Annotated in this window: 20 protein-coding genes and 1 tRNA gene; 1 reads left to right on the top strand and 20 read right to left on the bottom strand. The window is 66.2% G+C overall.

Annotated elements, in window-relative coordinates; all coding sequences use genetic code 11:
- Position 1 precedes the first annotated feature (1 nt).
- The 16 genes from nuoK to ACP7AZ_RS13425 all read right to left on the bottom strand — a co-directional run bounded on the left by nuoK (position 2) and on the right by ACP7AZ_RS13425 (position 11,661).
- Positions 2–310: an NADH-quinone oxidoreductase subunit NuoK gene (nuoK, locus tag ACP7AZ_RS13500; protein ID WP_303694284.1), complete on the bottom strand. Its 309-nt coding sequence runs from the start codon at positions 308–310 to the stop codon at positions 2–4.
- Positions 310–936, bottom strand: a complete 627-nt coding sequence (locus tag ACP7AZ_RS13495) for an NADH-quinone oxidoreductase subunit J (RefSeq protein WP_426039151.1) — start codon at positions 934–936, stop codon at positions 310–312. The genes nuoK and ACP7AZ_RS13495 overlap by 1 nt, the downstream gene beginning before the upstream one ends.
- A gap of 63 nt (positions 937–999) precedes the next feature.
- Positions 1,000–1,491 (bottom strand): NADH-quinone oxidoreductase subunit NuoI, encoded by a 492-nt coding sequence (gene nuoI, locus ACP7AZ_RS13490; RefSeq protein ID WP_426039150.1) that lies wholly within the window; start codon positions 1,489–1,491, stop codon positions 1,000–1,002.
- The gene (locus ACP7AZ_RS13485; protein WP_426039149.1) at positions 1,488–1,706 is read right to left on the bottom strand and encodes a hypothetical protein; all 219 of its coding nucleotides are present in this window, start codon (positions 1,704–1,706) and stop codon (positions 1,488–1,490) included. The genes nuoI and ACP7AZ_RS13485 overlap by 4 nt, the downstream gene beginning before the upstream one ends.
- The gene (nuoH, locus tag ACP7AZ_RS13480; RefSeq protein WP_426039148.1) at positions 1,703–2,776 is read right to left on the bottom strand and encodes an NADH-quinone oxidoreductase subunit NuoH; all 1,074 of its coding nucleotides are present in this window, start codon (positions 2,774–2,776) and stop codon (positions 1,703–1,705) included. The genes ACP7AZ_RS13485 and nuoH overlap by 4 nt, the downstream gene beginning before the upstream one ends.
- A gap of 4 nt (positions 2,777–2,780) precedes the next feature.
- Entirely contained in the window at positions 2,781–4,826 is a 2,046-nt protein-coding gene (gene nuoG, locus ACP7AZ_RS13475) for an NADH-quinone oxidoreductase subunit NuoG (protein WP_426039147.1), read from the bottom strand.
- A complete protein-coding gene (locus tag ACP7AZ_RS13470; RefSeq protein ID WP_426039146.1) occupies positions 4,826–5,323 on the bottom strand; it encodes a hypothetical protein in 498 nt (165 codons plus the stop codon). The genes nuoG and ACP7AZ_RS13470 overlap by 1 nt, the downstream gene beginning before the upstream one ends.
- Before the next feature lie 3 nt (positions 5,324–5,326).
- Positions 5,327–6,640, bottom strand: coding sequence for an NADH-quinone oxidoreductase subunit NuoF (gene nuoF / locus ACP7AZ_RS13465; RefSeq protein ID WP_426039250.1), 1,314 nt, complete (start codon positions 6,638–6,640; stop codon positions 5,327–5,329).
- Between the two features lie 387 nt (positions 6,641–7,027).
- Positions 7,028–7,306 (bottom strand): hypothetical protein, encoded by a 279-nt coding sequence (locus ACP7AZ_RS13460; RefSeq protein WP_426039145.1) that lies wholly within the window; start codon positions 7,304–7,306, stop codon positions 7,028–7,030.
- Positions 7,303–7,971 carry an NADH-quinone oxidoreductase subunit NuoE gene (gene nuoE, locus ACP7AZ_RS13455; protein WP_426039144.1) on the bottom strand — a complete coding sequence of 223 codons (669 nt, stop codon included), beginning with the start codon at positions 7,969–7,971 and terminating at the stop codon, positions 7,303–7,305. Before nuoE ends, ACP7AZ_RS13460 begins: the two co-directional genes overlap by 4 nt.
- A complete protein-coding gene (locus ACP7AZ_RS13450) occupies positions 7,968–8,366 on the bottom strand; it encodes a hypothetical protein (RefSeq protein WP_426039143.1) in 399 nt (132 codons plus the stop codon). The genes nuoE and ACP7AZ_RS13450 overlap by 4 nt, the downstream gene beginning before the upstream one ends.
- Positions 8,363–8,707, bottom strand: a complete 345-nt coding sequence (locus tag ACP7AZ_RS13445) for a hypothetical protein (protein ID WP_426039142.1) — start codon at positions 8,705–8,707, stop codon at positions 8,363–8,365. Before ACP7AZ_RS13445 ends, ACP7AZ_RS13450 begins: the two co-directional genes overlap by 4 nt.
- Complete coding sequence (locus ACP7AZ_RS13440) at positions 8,704–9,882, bottom strand: NADH-quinone oxidoreductase subunit D (protein ID WP_303694485.1); 1,179 nt, start codon at positions 9,880–9,882, stop codon at positions 8,704–8,706. Before ACP7AZ_RS13440 ends, ACP7AZ_RS13445 begins: the two co-directional genes overlap by 4 nt.
- Positions 9,883–9,998: 116 nt before the next feature.
- Entirely contained in the window at positions 9,999–10,667 is a 669-nt protein-coding gene (locus tag ACP7AZ_RS13435) for an NADH-quinone oxidoreductase subunit C (RefSeq protein ID WP_426039249.1), read from the bottom strand.
- 11 nt (positions 10,668–10,678) lie between these two features.
- Entirely contained in the window at positions 10,679–11,314 is a 636-nt protein-coding gene (locus ACP7AZ_RS13430; protein WP_426039141.1) for a NuoB/complex I 20 kDa subunit family protein, read from the bottom strand.
- Positions 11,284–11,661, bottom strand: coding sequence for an NADH-quinone oxidoreductase subunit A (locus tag ACP7AZ_RS13425; RefSeq protein WP_426039140.1), 378 nt, complete (start codon positions 11,659–11,661; stop codon positions 11,284–11,286). Before ACP7AZ_RS13425 ends, ACP7AZ_RS13430 begins: the two co-directional genes overlap by 31 nt.
- Positions 11,662–11,918: 257 nt before the next feature.
- Here ACP7AZ_RS13425 and ACP7AZ_RS13420 point away from each other — a divergent pair.
- Positions 11,919–11,995, top strand: a tRNA-Asp gene (locus tag ACP7AZ_RS13420).
- Positions 11,996–12,164: 169 nt separating this feature from the next.
- Here ACP7AZ_RS13420 and ACP7AZ_RS13415 read toward each other — a convergent pair.
- The 4 genes from ACP7AZ_RS13415 to ACP7AZ_RS13400 form a co-directional block, all read right to left on the bottom strand.
- Positions 12,165–13,127 carry a hypothetical protein gene (locus ACP7AZ_RS13415; protein WP_426039139.1) on the bottom strand — a complete coding sequence of 321 codons (963 nt, stop codon included), beginning with the start codon at positions 13,125–13,127 and terminating at the stop codon, positions 12,165–12,167.
- Between the two features lie 77 nt (positions 13,128–13,204).
- Positions 13,205–14,455: a glycosyltransferase gene (locus ACP7AZ_RS13410; protein WP_426039138.1), complete on the bottom strand. Its 1,251-nt coding sequence runs from the start codon at positions 14,453–14,455 to the stop codon at positions 13,205–13,207.
- Positions 14,456–14,567: 112 nt separating this feature from the next.
- Positions 14,568–14,723 (bottom strand): hypothetical protein, encoded by a 156-nt coding sequence (locus ACP7AZ_RS13405; protein WP_426039137.1) that lies wholly within the window; start codon positions 14,721–14,723, stop codon positions 14,568–14,570.
- Between the two features lie 30 nt (positions 14,724–14,753).
- On the bottom strand, positions 14,754–15,650 hold the full coding sequence (locus tag ACP7AZ_RS13400) for an SPFH domain-containing protein (protein ID WP_426039136.1): 897 nt from the start codon (positions 15,648–15,650) through the stop codon (positions 14,754–14,756).
- Between the last annotated feature and the right edge of the window lie 2 nt (positions 15,651–15,652).

The raw sequence follows: 15,652 nt of genomic DNA, 5'->3' as shown, positions 1-15,652 counted from the left end.
GTCAGCCCTTCATGACGCTGGCGTCGTCAACCGCGATATCGCCGCGGTTGCGGAAGAAGGTCACCAGGATGGCGAGGCCGACGGCGGCCTCGGCGGCGGCCACGGTCAGGACGAACATGGCCATGATCTGCCCCGACACGTCGTTCAGATAGGCCGAGAAGGCGACGAAATTGATGTTCACGGCCAGCAGGATCAGCTCGACCGACATCAGGATGATGATGACGTTCTTGCGGTTCACAAAGATGCCGAAGACCCCGATGGTGAACAGCATCGCCGCCACCGCCAGATAGTGCTGCAGGGTGACTTCCATCAGCGCAGTTCCTCGCCGGTGACGCCGACGCCGGTGACGACGCCCTTGATCTCGACCGAGGTCTTACGGTCGCGGTTGGTCTGGGAGCCCGGATCCTGGCGGCGGACGGTGGTCCGCTTGCGCAGGGTCAGGACGATGGCGCCGATCATGGCGATCAGCAGCACGATCCCGGCCGCCTGGAAGAAGTAGATATAGTCCGTATAGAGCACCCGCCCGATGACCTCGACGTTCGAGGCGTCTGCGGTCGCCACGGCGGGGCCCACGGCGTCAGCGGCCGCACCGCCCTGCACCACCACGATCGAGATCATGATCATCTCAGCCAGCAGGATGCCCGCCACGAGCGCGGCCAGGGGCAGATAGGTCGCATATCCCTCGCGCAGGCGGACGAAGTCGACGTCCAGCATCATGACCACGAACAGGAACAGCACCGCGACGGCGCCGACGTAGACGACCACCAGCAACATCGCGAGGAACTCCGCGCCCAGAAGGACGAACAGTCCCGCTGACGAGAAGAAGGCCAGGATCAGCCATAGGACCGAGTGCACGGGGTTGCGCGCCGTCACGACCAGGAGGCCGGACAGAACGGCGGTCGCCGCCAGCAGATAGAAGGCTATGCCTTGCAGCATGGGAGGGACGATGCCCCTTTCAGTCGGTTGGGCGGCGACCCGTAAGGGAATCGCGCGCTTCGTTTAGCGATAGGGGGCGTCGAGTTCCAGATTCTTCGCGATCTGCCGTTCCCAGCGGTCGCCGTTATCCAGCAGTCGGGCCTTGTCGTAGTAGAGTTCTTCGCGCGTCTCGGTCGCGAACGTCGAGTTCGGTCCCTCTACGATGGCGTCCACCGGGCAGGCCTCCTGGCACAGGCCGCAGTAGATGCATTTGACCATGTCGATGTCGTAGCGGGTCGTGCGGCGACTGCCGTCAGACCGCGGCTCGGACTCGATCGTGATCGCCTGGGCCGGGCAGATGGCCTCGCACAGCTTGCAGGCGATGCAGCGTTCCTCGCCGTTGGCGTAACGACGCAGAGCGTGCTCGCCCCGGAAACGCGGCGATTGCGGGCCGCGCTCGAACGGAAAGTTCACCGTCTTCTTGGGACGGAAGAACTCGCGCATGGTCAGGCCGAATGCGCCGACCAGATCGAGCAGCAGCGCGCCCTTTGCGGCCTGGGCGATACGGGTGATCATCGGACGGGGTCTCCCGGACGCGTGCAGTCGCGCTCGTAGCGATCCGTGTCCTTGTTCATGATGGCGCACAGGCGAACCCGTTCGGTCTCTCGGCGCTGGATGTCATCCTGGCGCCGCTGCCATTGATAGACGGACGCGGGCTCGGCCTCATAGGCGGGCGGCAGACAGCCGGCCAGGGTCACGGCCGTCAGGGCGAGCAGAGCCATGCGGATCATGCCCCCACCGCGAAGACGCGCCAGGCCGAAACAGCGACCACGGCGACCAGTGAGGTCGGCAGGAAGATCTTCCAGCCCAGACGCATCAGCTGGTCGTAGCGGTAGCGGGGCACGAAGGTCTTCACCATCGCGAACATGAAGAACCAGAACAGGATCTTGATGAACAGCACACCGAACAGCAGCAGGTTGACCAGGAACGGGTTCCAGTCGGCGGTGAAGTCGATTGGGAAGCCCGGGTTCCAGCCGCCGAAGAACAGGATCGAGATCATCGCGCACATGAAGATGATGTTCACATACTCGCCCATCATGAACAGCAGATAGGGCGTCGACGAATACTCGACCTGATAGCCGGCCACGAGTTCGGACTCAGCCTCGGGCAGGTCGAACGGCGGGCGGTTGGTTTCGGCCAGGGCGGAAATGAAGAACATGATCATCATCGGGAACATGACGAGCACCAGCGGCCAGGTGTCGGCGCCGCCGCCGAAGACGTACCAGTTCCAGATCCAGCCTTCCTGCGACGTCACGATCGAGGACAGGTTCATCGTCCCGGCCAGCAGGATGACGTTGATGATGATGAGGCCGATGGAGACCTCATAGGACACCATCTGCGCAGCGGAGCGCAGCGAACCCAGGAACGGGTATTTCGAGTTCGAGGCCCAGCCGCCCATGATGATGCCGTAGACGCCCATCGAACTGATCGCGAAGACGTAGAGGATGCCGACGTTGAGGTCGGAGATGACCCAGCCCGGCGCAAACGGAATGACCGCCCAGACGGTGAAGGCCATGATCACGGTGATGACCGGCGCCATCAGGAAGACGACCTTGTCCGCGCCGGCCGGGACGACGATCTCCTTCAGAACGAACTTGATCATGTCGGCGAAGGACTGAAGCAGGCCGAACGGACCCACGACATTGGGGCCCTTTCGCATCATGACGGCCGCCCAGATCTTGCGATCCGCCAGCAGCAGGAAGGCGACGGAGATCAGGACACCGACGGTGACGAGCAGAACGGCGCCGGTCGTGGCGAGGGTCCAGCCGACGGGCGTGGTCCAGAAGGAAGTGGATTCCATCGCCCTACTCCGCCGCCAGCAGGGCCGGAGCCATGCGCTGGGCGCTGAGCTCGGCCATCGTCGCGCTGGCGCGCGCGATCGGGTTGTTCAGATAGGGATCGACCACGGCCGAGGTGAAGCCGACATCGCCGGCGTCGCCCTTCTGGCCCAGAGCCGCCACGTCGAACGAACCGGCCGGAGCCAGATAGTCGATGCGGCCGAAGGTCGGATGATCGCCCATCAGCTTGGTGCGCAGTTGATCAAGGGTGTCGTACGGCAGGGTCTGGCCGACGCGTTCCGACAGGGCGCGGAGGATGGCCCAGTCTTCCTTGGCATCGCCCTTCGGGAAGACGGCGCGTTCGGCCATCTGCACCCGGCCCTCGGTGTTGACATAGAGGCCCGACTTCTCGGTCCAGGCGGCGCCCGGCAGGATGACGTCGGCGGTGTGCGCGCCCCGGTCGCCGTGGCTGCCCAGATAGACCTTGAAGGCCCCGGACGGGCCGGTCTCGATCTCGTCGGCGCCCAGCAGGAACAGGACATCGAGAGCGCCCGGTTGAACCATCTCGTGAGCCGACAGGCCGCCGGCTGCAGGCACCAAGCCCATGTCCAGGCCGCCGACGCGGGCAGCAGCGTGATGCAGGACGTTGAAGCCGTTCCAGCCGTCCTTCACGACGCCGACCTTGGCGGCCAGCTTGCCGAGCTGTTGCAGCACCTTGGCGCCATCCGGACCCGACAGGGCGCCGGCGCCGACCACGATGGCGGGGCGTTCGGCATTCGACAGGGCGTCTGAGGCGACCTTGGGCAGCTTGGCCAGGGTCTTTGTTCCGCGGCCTACGACGTCGAAATCATAGGTCAGGTCGGCGGCGTCGCCGATGACGCCGACGCGGGTCTTGCCGGCCAGCCAGCTCTTGCGGATCCGCTGGTTCAGCAGCGGCGCCTCGGTGCGCGGGTTGACGCCCACCAGCAGGATGGAGTCCGCCTCTTCCAGCCCTTGCAGGCCGGTGTTGAACAGCCAGCCTTCGCGCGGGCCATAGCCCATGGCTGCGCCGTCCTGACGGCAGTCGGTGTTCGGCGAGCCCAGCGCCCGGAACAGGTCCAGCGCCGCCTTCATCGATTCCGCGTCCTGCAGGTCGCCGGCGATAACGCCGATCCTGTCTGCAGGGGCGGCCTTCAACTTCGACGCCACGGCGTTCAGCGCCTCGTCCCACGAGGCGGCGCGCAGCTTGCCGTTCTCACGGATGTAAGGCCGATCCAGGCGACGCGCCTGCAGGCCGTCGACGACGTAGCGGCTCTTGTCCGACAGCCACTCCTCGTTGATGCCCTCGTGGACGCGCGGCAGGATGCGCATCACCTCGGCGCCCTTGGACTGGGCCGAGATGTTGGAGCCCAGGGCGTCCATGACGTCGATGGTCTCGGTCTTCTTCAGTTCCCACGGACGATAGTGGAACTGCCAAGGACGGTGGGTCAGGGCGCCGACCGGGCACAGGTCATTGACGTTGCCCGACAGCTCGGAGTTCACCGCCTGTTCGAGATAGGTGGTGATCTCGGCGTCTTCGCCGCGCGAGATCATGCCGATGTCGGGCACGCCCGCCACTTCACTGATGAAGCGCACGCAACGGGTGCACTGGATGCACCGCGTCATGAAGGTCTTGATGGTCGGACCCATGTGCTTTTCTTCGACTGCGCGCTTGTTCTCCGCATAGCGGGAACCGTCGCGGCCGTAGCCCATGGCCTGGTCCTGCAGGTCGCACTCGCCGCCCTGGTCACAGATCGGGCAGTCGAGCGGGTGGTTGATGAGCAGGAACTCCATCACCCCTTCGCGGGCCTTCTTCACCATCGGCGTGTCGGTGAAGATCATCTGGCCCTCGGCGGCCGGAAGCGCGCAAGACGCTTGCGGCTTGGGCGGTCCGGGCTTCACCTCGACCAGGCACATGCGGCAGTTGCCGGCGATCGACAGTCGCTCGTGGTAGCAGAAGCGCGGGATCTCGTGCCCGGCGCGCTCGGCGACCTGAAGCACGGTCATGCCGGGCTCGAACTCGACATCGACGCCGTTGACCTTGGCGACGGGCATCAGCGGACCTCTTCTTCAGCGCGAACAACCTCGGCGGCCGTCTGCGTCGTGCCGTCAGGCAGCGTTTGGGTGATCTCGATCTCGTCGCCGCGCATGGCGTAGCGCACGACCGGATCGCCGGATTCATTCATCCACCGCACGGAGGCGGGGTCGGGCAGATCGAGCGGCTTCCACACGACCAGGCCGTCGGAGGCCCGGCACTGGGCTTTCATCAGGCCGCCGTCGACCGGCGCGCGCCACTGGGCGTTGACCGCATCGCCCTCGATGCCGGTCAGTTCGATAGCTGCTACGTCCTGGCCGTGAATGGCGGCGAGGCCGGCCTTGCACACGCGGCGCAGGTCGACGGCCGTCAGGACGGCGGGCGTCTGCGCCACGGCGTCGGACACCGGCGCCTCGGCGGCGACGATCTCGGTCGGCGTCGGCTCGGCCTTCTCCGGCGCCTGGTTGCAGGCGACGAGAGCGGCGATGGCCACGGTCAGGATGAGCACAGCCCGCATCCCCTACTCCGCCGCGATGGCGTGGCCGGCGAAGTTCGCGCGGCGGGTGCGGTAGGCCGAGATGCGATCCTCGATCTCGTGACGGAAGTGACGGATCAGGCCCTGGACCGGCCAGGCGGCCGCGTCGCCGAGGGCGCAGATCGTGTGACCCTCGACCTGACCGGCGACGTCGAGCAGCAGGTCGATCTCCGACGGATCGGCCTCGCCCACGGCCATGCGTTCCAGCACGCGCCACATCCAGCCGGTGCCTTCGCGGCACGGCGTGCACTGGCCGCAGCTCTCATGCTTGTAGAAATAGCTGATGCGAGCGATCGCCTTCACCAGGTCGGTGTCGTTGTCCATGACGATGACGGCCGCAGTACCCAGGCCCGACTTCATGTCGCGCAAGGAATCGAAGTCCATCAACGCCGTCTCGGACATCTCGCGCGTGATCAGCGGCACGGAGACTCCGCCCGGTATCACGGCCTTCAGGTTGCCCCAGCCGCCGCGCACGCCGCCGCAATGCTCTTCCAGCAGCTGGCGCAGCGGGATCGACATCGCTTCTTCGACATTGCACGGCCTGTTCACGTGGCCGCTGATCGACATCAGCTTGGTGCCCGTGTTGTTCGGACGACCGAAGCCGGCGAACCACTCGGCCCCCCGACGCAGAATCGTGCCGACGACGGCGATCGACTCGACGTTGTTCACCGTGGTCGGGCAGCCGTAGAGGCCCGCGCCCGCCGGGAACGGCGGCTTCAGGCGTGGCTGGCCCTTCTTGCCCTCCAGCGATTCCAGCAGGGCGGTCTCTTCGCCGCAGATATAGGCCCCGGCTCCGTGGTGGATGTAGACGTCGAAGTCCCAGCCGTGGACGTTGTTCTTGCCGATCAGCCTGGCTTCATAGGCCTGCTTGACCGCCGCCTCCATGCGCTCGCGCTCGAGCACATATTCGCCGCGCAGATAGATGTAGCAGGCGTGGGCCTGCATCGCGAAGGAGGCGATCAGGCAGCCTTCGATCAGCAGGTGGGGGTCATGGCGCATGATCTCCCGGTCCTTGCAGGTGCCGGGCTCGCTCTCGTCGGCGTTAACGACGAGATAATGCGGACGATCCTTGAGTTCCTTGGGCATGAAGGACCACTTCAGACCCGTCGAGAAGCCGGCGCCGCCGCGTCCGCGCAGGCCGGAGTTCTTGACGTTGGTGATGAGCCAGTCGCGGCCCATGTCCAGCATGTCCTTGGTCGCGTTCCAGCAGCCGCGGGTCTTCGCGCCCTCAAGGCCCCAGTCCTGGACCCCATACAGGTTGGTGAAGATGCGATCCTTGTCCTGCAACAGCCCGGCCATCAGCGGGGTCCCTCCACGGCCGGAGCCGCCGACGCCCTTGCCGCGCGGGCGCGAGAGTTCGCTGCGCCGGTCGCCGGTCTGGCGCTCGGTTGGCGGAGGCGGACGCTGGCCGCCCGAATTCGTGGGTGTCTGATCAGGCGCATTCGGGGAACCGGCGGGAGAAGACGGAGGGGACGGCGCAGCGGGCGCCGGCGGAACGGGCTGTGCGGAGGCTCCGCCCAGGGGCAGAGCGCCGGCGCCCATCAGATTGGCCATGAACAGGCCGGCGACGCCGCGCTTCGGATGTTTCGATGTCACGACGGTCCCCCGAACGTCTTGGGATCACGAAGTGTGCACGCGCGGTCAGACAATCACGCGACGGTTCCCCGTGGGCGCGAAGCAGCGCGCTCATTGTCCGCGTCCATCGAGCTCGGCCAGACGGCGGCGATGATACCGGGTGCGAAGGAAGATGGCAGCGAGCATCAGGGCCCAGCCGCCGCCGAGGGCGACATAGCCGGACACCCGTACCGTCGGGCCGAAGTCGCCCGCACGCCCGGCCAACCAGACCAGGATGGCGCCCAGCAGCACCAGGCCGAAACCAGCCAGGCGCGGCGTGCGACCCACGGTGCGCAGTTCGGCGCGATAGGCTGCGACCTGGGCCTCGGCTTGCGGATCGGGAGCGGTCATGCAGGCACCGGCGCCGGATCTGAGTTCGGCAGCTTCTTGATCGGCTGGGCGGCCGAGCCGTCATAGAGTTTGGGGTCGGTCAGGGTCAAAGCCCCGCCCTCGGGCGCCGAGTTGACGCGATCGACGCGCGGACCCGGCTTCGGCGTCTTGCCGGCCGCGAAGTCGTCGATGATCTGGTTCATGTCCGAGGCCGTCAGGTCCTCGAAATAGTAGTCGTTGATCATGGCCATCGGCGCGTTGACGCAGGCGCCCAGGCACTCGACCTCTTCCCAGTAGAATTTGCCGTCGGCCGACAGGGTCTGTTTCGGGCCGATCCGGTCCTTGCAGACCTTCATCAGGTCGCCCGAGCCGCGCAGCATGCAGGGGGTCGTGCCGCAGACCTGGATCAGGGCGGCCGAGCCGACCGGCTCCAGCATGAACATGGTGTAGAAGGTCGCAACCTCCAGCACCCGGATGTAGGCCATGCCCAGCAGGTCGGCGATGGCGCGCAGGCTCGGTTCCGAAACCCAGCCTTCCTGTTTCTGAACCAGCCACAGGATCGGGATCACCGCCGACTGACGACGGTCGGCCGGATATTTGGCGATCCACCACTCGGCCTTCCTCATCGTGTCGTTCGAGAAGGCGAACGAGGCGGGCTGTTCCTTGGCGAGACGACGGACGCTCATGCTCTACCCATCCAACGGTTCAGACGCGCGCCCCAGACCGCCCTGCCGGCGTTCGCGAGGTCGCGGGAAAGCCAGGACATCGGCGGCAGGAACCGCACGGCCAGCTGGCTGAGAAAAATGAAGCCGCTCATCCAGATCATCGAGCGCAGGTTGGCCTCCAGAAAGCCCCTGCCCTCCGCCAGATAGCCGGCACGGTACGCTCCGCGCACGAGGGTGACTCCGGCGATGCCCGGGGTGGCGATGACGGCGGACGCGAGCGCGAACTTCGCACTACCCATGACTTCGCGACGGCGCGGCGAAAAGAAGAACTGAACGGCCACGCCGAACAGCAGGAAGCCGACGAAGGCGATGACCTGCAGTTGGGTGAAGACGGGCTCGACGACAAAGGCGGTCATTGCGGCGGATACCGATGAACGACGTACAGCCGCTCGCGGGCCCGACGTTGCGCCGGCATGAATGCCCATCCGACGATCCCGACCAGGACCGCGGCCCACAGCCAAAGCCAAACGGCGCTGTCATCCAGCGTGGTCAGTTCGGCGAGCGCGAGCATGGTCAGGGGGGCGACGGTGGGACCGATCAGCAGCAGATTGTCTTTCACCAGACCGACGCGGCCCTGAGGGTGGCGAATGGCCTTGCTGTCCGTCGAGAAGCCGACGACCAGCAGGGTCAGCAGCATCAGGCCGCCGCCCATGGCGCACAGCCCGACGAGGATGGCGGTGAAGGTCTGGTCGCTCACCGATCGACCTCGCCGAAGACGATGTCGAGCGAGCCCAGGATGGCGGAGACGTCAGCCAGCATGTGGCCGCGGTTCATCCAGTCCATCGCCTGAAGGTGACGGAAGCCGGGGGCCGAGATCTTCACGCGGTAAGGCTTGTTGGTGCCGTCGGAGACCAGATAGATGCCGAACTCGCCCTTGGGCGCCTCGACGGCGGCGTAGACCTCGCCGGCCGGCGTGTGGAAGCCTTCGGTGTAGAGCTTGAAGTGATGGATCAGGGCTTCCATCGACCGCTTCATCTCGCCGCGCGACGGGGGCACGATCTTGTTGTTCTCGACCATGACCGGCTCGCCCGGGCAGTTCCGAAGCTTGTGGATGCACTGCTCCATGATGTGAACCGACTGCTTCATCTCCTCGATGCGCACGAGGTAGCGGTCCCAGCAGTCGCCGTTCTTGCCGACGACGATGTCGAATTCCAGCTCGGCATAGCATTCGTAGGGCTGCGACTTGCGCAGGTCCCAGGCGATGTCCGAGCCGCGCAGCATGACGCCGGTGAAGCCCCACTGCAGGGCCTGTTCCTTCGACACGATGCCGATGTCGACGTTGCGCTGCTTGTAGATGCGGTTCTCGGTGACCAGGCTCTCGATGTCCTTCAGCGCCGTCGGGAACTCGGCGCACCAGCGGCCGATGTCGTCGATCAGGGCCATCGGCAGGTCCTGGTGGACGCCGCCGGGCCGGAAGTAGTTGGCGTGAAGCCTCGCGCCGCAGGCCCGCTCATAGAAGACCATGAGCTTTTCGCGCTCCTCGAAGCCCCACAGAGGGGGCGTCAGGGCGCCGACATCCAGGGCCTGGGTCGTCACATTCAGCAGGTGCGACAGGATGCGGCCGATTTCCGAATACAGGACCCGGATCAGCTGGGCACGGTACGGGACCTCGATCTCGAGCAGACGCTCGATGGCCAGGCAGAAGGCGTGCTCCTGATTCATCGGCGCGACGTAGTCGAGCCGGTCAAGGTAGGGCACGTTCTGGAGGTAGGTGCGGGCCTCCATCAGCTTCTCGGTGCCGCGGTGCAGCAGGCCGATGTGCGGATCGACGCGCTCGACGACCTCGCCGTCCAGTTCCAGCACCAGACGCAGCACGCCGTGCGCGGCCGGGTGTTGCGGGCCGAAGTTGATGGTGAACTTGCGGTCGTCCATCTCGCGCGCATGCGCGGTCCGGCCGTCGTCGAAAGCGATGTGACCCAGGTCGTCGGCGACCTGGTCGAGCGTGGCGCGGTCGGGGGTCGCGTTGGCGATGGGGTGTCCGTCAGCCATCAGGCCTTGCCTCCCGAAGGCGCGGCGCCTGCGACAGCAGCGGCCTGCGCCGCCTTCTCGTCGCCCGGCAGGACCGGGGCCGGATACTCCGCGCCTTCCCAGGGGGAGAGGAAGTCGAAGTTGCGATATTCCTGCGTCAGCTTGACGGGTTCATAGACCACCCGCTTCTGCTCCTCGTCGTAGCGGACCTCGACATAGCCCGTCATCGGGAAGTCCTTGCGCAGCGGGTGCCCCTGGAATCCGTAGTCGGTCAGGAGCCGGCGCAGGTCCGGGTGGTTCGAGAACAGGATGCCGTACATGTCGAACGCCTCGCGCTCGAACCAGCCGGCCGACGGATAGACCTCGATCACGCTGGGGACCGGCTGGACCTCGTCGGTCGTGCACTTGACCCGGATGCGGGCGTTCCGCGTCAGGGAGATCAGGTGATAGACGACGTCGAACCGCTCGGCCCGGTCCGGATAGTCCACGCCGCAGACGTCCAGCAGCTGCTGGAAGCCGAACCGGTCGCGCAGTGAGGTCAGGACCTCGACGATCAGGTCGCGGTGGCAGGCGATGGTCAGCTCGCCCCAGGCCAGGCTGGCATCGACCTTAAGCTCGGCGACCATCTCCTGACCCAGCGGGGTCAGGCTCTCGGTATTGCGCGCGACGGTCGCGAGGTGGCCGTTCATAGAAGGAACGCTCATCGCTCGATCGTCCCGGTGCGACGGATCTTCTTCTGCAGCTGCAGCAGGCCGTAGATCAGAGCTTCCGCCGTCGGCGGACAGCCCGGAACATAGGCATCGACAGGTACAATGCGGTCGCAACCGCGCACTACACTGTAACTATAGTGATAATATCCGCCGCCATTGGCGCACGAACCCATCGACAACACGTAACGCGGATCCGGCATCTGGTCGTAGACCTTGCGCAGGGCCGGAGCCATCTTGTTGGTCAGGGTGCCGGCGACGATCATCAGGTCCGACTGACGCGGGCTGGCGCGCGGGGCCATGCCGAACCGCTCGAGATCATAGCGCGGCATCGACGCCTGGATCATCTCCACGGCGCAGCACGCGAGACCAAAGGTCATCCACATCAGCGACCCCGTCCGGGCCCAGTTGATGACGTCGTCGAGCGAAGCGGTCAGGAAGCCCTGCTCGGCGACCTCGGTATTGACCGCCTCGAAGAATTTGTCGTGCAGCTTGGGGTCATAGCCCTGGACCGTCGAACGCGCGCCCTGGCCAAAGGCTGTGGGCAGCGGCGACGCCAAACCTGAAGCGGGGGGGGCGATCAGGCCGGTGGGGGAAATCACTGCCATTCCAGCGCGCCCTTCTTCCATTCGTAGATGAAGCCGACGGTCAGGACGCCCAGGAAGGACATCATCGACCAGAAGGCGAAGATCATGCCGCCCTTGGTCAGGTCGAAGATCGACACGGCCCAGGGGAACAGGAAGGCCACTTCAAGGTCGAAGATGATGAACAGGATGGACACCAGGTAGAACCGCACGTCGAACTTCATCCGCGCGTCATCGAAGGCATTGAAGCCGCACTCGTAGGCCGAGAGCTTCTCCGAGTCGGGGTTCGACGGCGCCATCGCCCAGGAGGCGGCCATGAAGCCGACGCCGATGATCGTGGCGATGCCCACGAAGATCACGATCGGCAGATACTGAAGAAGAAATGCGTTCATTGGATAGGTCCACGCCGCGAGGGAGGGCGGCGGATTCGGCGCTTTCTAGACCCAACCCGGCGACGGTTCAAACCCAAGCGGCGAAAGGATTTTTCTTGCGAATAGTTCGCACAAATCCGACTCCGGGACGCCCTCGTTCTGCGACCGGACGTGTGCGCGGAAAACTGTCGCAAAGGCCCGAAAGGTCGCTTGACACCGGGGCGACCCCCCGCCTAAACGACGCCCCTCGCCGCGACGGAAACGACGCGGCGGGAAACGCGGGTGTAGCTCAGTTGGTTAGAGTGCCGGCCTGTCACGCCGGAGGTCGCGGGTTCGAGTCCCGTCACTCGCGCCACTTTCTGTGATTGCAGAAAGTGGCGCGCCCCCCCCTTCTTCCTTGAACTGAATAGCGGTCATCGCAGTGTCGATGAGCGCGTGCGTTCGTCGTCGTGCGACCGCAAAAGTTTCGCGTGTCGAACCGCCGATACCGCAAACACCTCCGGCCAGGTCGGCCGAAACCGCAATCAGTCGCGGGGCGTCGCCTGCTGGACGCGCACGGAGTGGGCCATGGCGGCAGCGACCGCGCCCAGCCTCCCCTCATCAGAGATCTGGCTCTGTTCCGCACCATAGACGCCGCTCAGGAAGGCCAGATCCCAGGAAGTGAGGCTGGCGGGCGCTCGGTCCGGCTGATCGAACAGGTTGAGGATCGTGTCATAGCCGCGAGGCTGCGCTTCGGAATCGATCTGAACCAGGGCGACCATCGTCAGATAGGCGGCCAGTTGGTCGGTCGTGACCGCCCCGATCTTGTCCACGTCGACGACGATGATCACCTGGGCGAGGTCGTCCCGGAGATCGTTACGCAGCATGGAGCCCGTTATGATCCGGCGGTTGTCGCCGAGATCGTTCGGGCTCGTGATGTCAGGCGGCGCCTGGAACGGCTCGTCCCCGGGGCTTCGGTTGGCCGCGATTCCGGTGTCGATATCTACCGGAATGCTGACATGCCACCAGCGCACCGCCGCGTCCGTGTTCTGGAACCGCGCCAGGGCCCGCCCACCCCGGTTGGCGCCAGACATGTTCAACCTGAACTCGCGGCGGCGTGAGGCGACCATCGCCCTGGTCGTTTCGTTGGCATCGATCGTGAAAGTGATGAAGACACGCGGTTCGCAACCGGGCCGACCCAGGCGGACGCCGAGGCCCTCAGCCGTCGCCGAAATCCGCTCGATGATCTGTTCGGCGGCGTCGCGCTGGAGATTGCCGACGCCGATACAGAGGGTCTGCCGCCAAGCTGCGGCGCCGCTGCCCTCCACGGGCGCTGCAACCTCTTCAATGAAGGCCACCGTCGCCTCCCGCAGCGGGCGGCCCAGGACGACGATGTCGTCGAGCTGGGACTCGTCCTGGCTGCCGGTGAGCGGCTCGCTGGCCTGAGCAGTGACGGTCGAGCCGCTGAATGCAGCGGCGACAGCGAGCGCCGCGATTCCGAAACCCATGAAAGCCCCCAAATGTCCAGCCCACACGACGCGGGCAGTTGGAGACCAAGTCAAGCCCCGGTTGTGCGGCGCGCCGTCTAGTGAACCGCCAGTTCCTCGCCCGGTTGCACGAACTCCGGCCGTCCGCTGACCTCTGCGTAGGTCATGCACAGACCTTCGAAGACGCGGTTCCAGGCGAAGGTCTCGACCGTATGCACCCGCGCCGCCGCGCCGATGGCTTCGACGTCGCGGGCGAACAGGGCCTCGATGGCCTGGGCGTAGTCGTCGGGATCGGCGCTGCGGGCCAGCTGGCCCACGTCATTGGTGACCGTCTCGGCCACGCCGCCGGCGTTGACGCCCACGACCGGGCGGCCGCAGGCCATGGCCTCCAGCACGATCAGGCCGAAGGGCTCCTTGTCGTTGGCGTGCACGAAGGCGTCGCAGCTGGCGACGATCCGGGCCACGGCCCTGGGGTCGCGCTCGTACGGCAGGGCGATGACGCGGTCCTCTGCGGGCATCCCCTGCCCCGCCCCGACCAGGACCAGGTGATAGGGGGCGCCCAGCTTCTGCACCGCCTCGATCAGGACATCGATGTTCTTCTCACGCGCCGGGCGACCAGCGAAGCACAGCAGGCGGGCGCTGGCGGGCAGGCCCAGCCGCTTCAGCAGCCAGTCGCGGTCGCGCCGATCGGGCCGGAATGTGTCGATCTCCACGCCCAGGGGGCGGATGACGATGTCGCGGATGCCGGCTTCTTCAAGGCGGCGGGCGATGAAGCGGCTGGGCGAGATGACGCGGTCGAACTGGCCGAACAGCCGGGCCCAGCGTTTCTCGACCGGCTTCTTGGCCCATTCGCCGAAGTGAAGCGCGGCGAGGCCCGCAGGATCGGAGTGGCAGAAGCCGACGACCGGACAGCCGGCCCTCTGGCCCGCCTCCAGCGCGCCCTGCCCCGGCGTATAGGGATCGCCGGCCTCGATCAGAGACGGCTTCATCGAGGCGACCCAGGCGCCCCAGCGCTTGACCGAACTCGGCCAGCGATAGCCGTCGCCGAACGGCAGCTTGGTCGCGTGCAGCTGGATAATGCCGTCGCGTCCGGCCTTGTGCTGGGCGCCCGGCACGACCAGGGAGTGGGCGACGCCCGGACGGTTCGCCTCCAGCCAGGCCTTCTTGGACAGCAGATAGCGTTTCACCCCGCCGGAGCGCGGCGCATAGAGCATGGTCGTGTCGACCATGCGCGGACGCGGATCCTGGGTGGACGCCTTCAGAACCCTGAGCGTTTCGGCCACCTCTTCGTCCCAGCCGGGAATGAGCCGCAGCTCGCCTTCGTGGACGTCGAGATCGGTCAGGCTCATGGGGTCGTGCTCCGGGGACTGCCGCGGCTGAACGCGCGTCCGGGACTTTGGGATGCGTGCGGACGATTTGGGCCGAGCCATAAAGCGGCCGTAGACCCGCCGCCGGTCAAGCTCAAGCCTGATCGTCGGGATCGCCCGGCGGCGGGGTGGAGATACCCCTGCGGGCCAGGGCCTCGCGCAGGAGAATCTCCATCTGGGCGTTGACGGAGCGCAGTTCCGCCGCCGCCAGCCGTTCGACCGCCGTCATCACGCCCGCGGAGGCGCGCATCAGGAAGGGCTTCCGGACCCTGGCCACGTCCTAGCCGTAGAGGGTGCCGGTGTTGACCACGGGCTGGGCCTCGCGGTCCGCGCACAGGACGACCAGCAGGTTGGAGACCATGGCGGCCTTGCGGTCCTCGTCCAGATGCACGACCCCGCGCTCGCCCAGATCCTTGAGCGCGCTTTCGACCATGCCGACGGCGCCGCGGACGATAAGGCGACGCGCCGACAGGATGGCCTCGGCCTGCTGGCGACGCAGCATGGCTCCGGCGATCTCCGGCGCATAGGCCAGGTGGGCCAGACGGGCCTCGTCGATGGCGACGCCCGCGACCCGGACACGGTTGGCCAGTTCGTCGCGCAGCCGCCCGGCCACGTCCTCGGCGTCGGCGCGCAGGGTCAGTTCCTGCTCGACGCCGTCCTGCTCCTCGCCGTGGTCGTAGGCGTAGTGGGAGGCGATATCGCGCAGGCCCGTGTCGATCTGGATGTTCACGAAGGCCTGATAGTCGTCGACATCGAACAGGGCCTGGGCCGAATCCTCGACGCGCCACACGACATTGGCCGCGATTTCGACCGGGCTGCCGCGCTTGTCGTTCACCTTCAGCTTGTCCGAGGTGACGTTCCGGGCGCGGAGCGAAATTTTCTTGCGTGTGTACCAGGGCAGAATCCACCGCAGACCCGTCGTCCGATCCGTGCCGCGATAGGATCCGAACAGCATGATGGCCGCGCCCTCGTTCGGCTGCAGCGCATAAAGACCGCACACCAGAAACAGTCCAATGACCGCCAGGACGATGCCGCCGACGACGTAGATGGGGGTCTCAGGCCCTTGCGCCACGGCGACCGGCCCCAGAATGATCAGGCCCAGCCCGACCAGCAGCATCAGTATGCCGTTGGCGGTCTGTGCGGGCCGCTCCTGCGAGATTGTACGTTGATCGGTCATTG

This window comes from Brevundimonas sp. DC300-4, assembly GCF_049897365.1.
Taxonomy (GTDB): Bacteria; Pseudomonadota; Alphaproteobacteria; order Caulobacterales; family Caulobacteraceae; genus Brevundimonas.
Note: the sequence above shows the minus strand (reverse complement) of the source record. Positions and strands in the feature narration are given on the sequence as shown.

Bases quoted from the DNA above. Each gene is read 5' to 3' on its own strand.
- nuoK (WP_303694284.1), bottom strand. From the start codon at position 310: ATGGAAGTCACCCTGCAGCACTATCTGGCGGTGGCGGCGATGCTGTTC.
- ACP7AZ_RS13495 (WP_426039151.1), bottom strand. From the start codon at position 936: ATGCTGCAAGGCATAGCCTTCTATCTGCTGGCGGCGACCGCCGTTCTG.
- nuoI (WP_426039150.1), bottom strand. From the start codon at position 1,491: ATGATCACCCGTATCGCCCAGGCCGCAAAGGGCGCGCTGCTGCTCGAT.
- ACP7AZ_RS13485 (WP_426039149.1), bottom strand. From the start codon at position 1,706: ATGATCCGCATGGCTCTGCTCGCCCTGACGGCCGTGACCCTGGCCGGC.
- nuoH (WP_426039148.1), bottom strand. From the start codon at position 2,776: ATGGAATCCACTTCCTTCTGGACCACGCCCGTCGGCTGGACCCTCGCC.
- nuoG (WP_426039147.1), bottom strand. From the start codon at position 4,826: ATGCCCGTCGCCAAGGTCAACGGCGTCGATGTCGAGTTCGAGCCCGGC.
- ACP7AZ_RS13470 (WP_426039146.1), bottom strand. From the start codon at position 5,323: ATGCGGGCTGTGCTCATCCTGACCGTGGCCATCGCCGCTCTCGTCGCC.
- nuoF (WP_426039250.1), bottom strand. From the start codon at position 6,640: ATGGCCGGGCTGTTGCAGGACAAGGATCGCATCTTCACCAACCTGTAT.
- ACP7AZ_RS13460 (WP_426039145.1), bottom strand. From the start codon at position 7,306: ATGACCGCTCCCGATCCGCAAGCCGAGGCCCAGGTCGCAGCCTATCGC.
- nuoE (WP_426039144.1), bottom strand. From the start codon at position 7,971: ATGAGCGTCCGTCGTCTCGCCAAGGAACAGCCCGCCTCGTTCGCCTTC.
- ACP7AZ_RS13450 (WP_426039143.1), bottom strand. From the start codon at position 8,366: ATGACCGCCTTTGTCGTCGAGCCCGTCTTCACCCAACTGCAGGTCATC.
- ACP7AZ_RS13440 (WP_303694485.1), bottom strand. From the start codon at position 9,882: ATGGACGACCGCAAGTTCACCATCAACTTCGGCCCGCAACACCCGGCC.
- ACP7AZ_RS13435 (WP_426039249.1), bottom strand. From the start codon at position 10,667: ATGAACGGCCACCTCGCGACCGTCGCGCGCAATACCGAGAGCCTGACC.
- ACP7AZ_RS13430 (WP_426039141.1), bottom strand. From the start codon at position 11,314: ATGGAAGAAGGGCGCGCTGGAATGGCAGTGATTTCCCCCACCGGCCTG.
- ACP7AZ_RS13425 (WP_426039140.1), bottom strand. From the start codon at position 11,661: ATGAACGCATTTCTTCTTCAGTATCTGCCGATCGTGATCTTCGTGGGC.
- ACP7AZ_RS13415 (WP_426039139.1), bottom strand. From the start codon at position 13,127: ATGGGTTTCGGAATCGCGGCGCTCGCTGTCGCCGCTGCATTCAGCGGC.
- ACP7AZ_RS13410 (WP_426039138.1), bottom strand. From the start codon at position 14,455: ATGAGCCTGACCGATCTCGACGTCCACGAAGGCGAGCTGCGGCTCATT.
- ACP7AZ_RS13405 (WP_426039137.1), bottom strand. From the start codon at position 14,723: ATGCGCGCCTCCGCGGGCGTGATGACGGCGGTCGAACGGCTGGCGGCG.
- ACP7AZ_RS13400 (WP_426039136.1), bottom strand. From the start codon at position 15,650: ATGACCGATCAACGTACAATCTCGCAGGAGCGGCCCGCACAGACCGCC.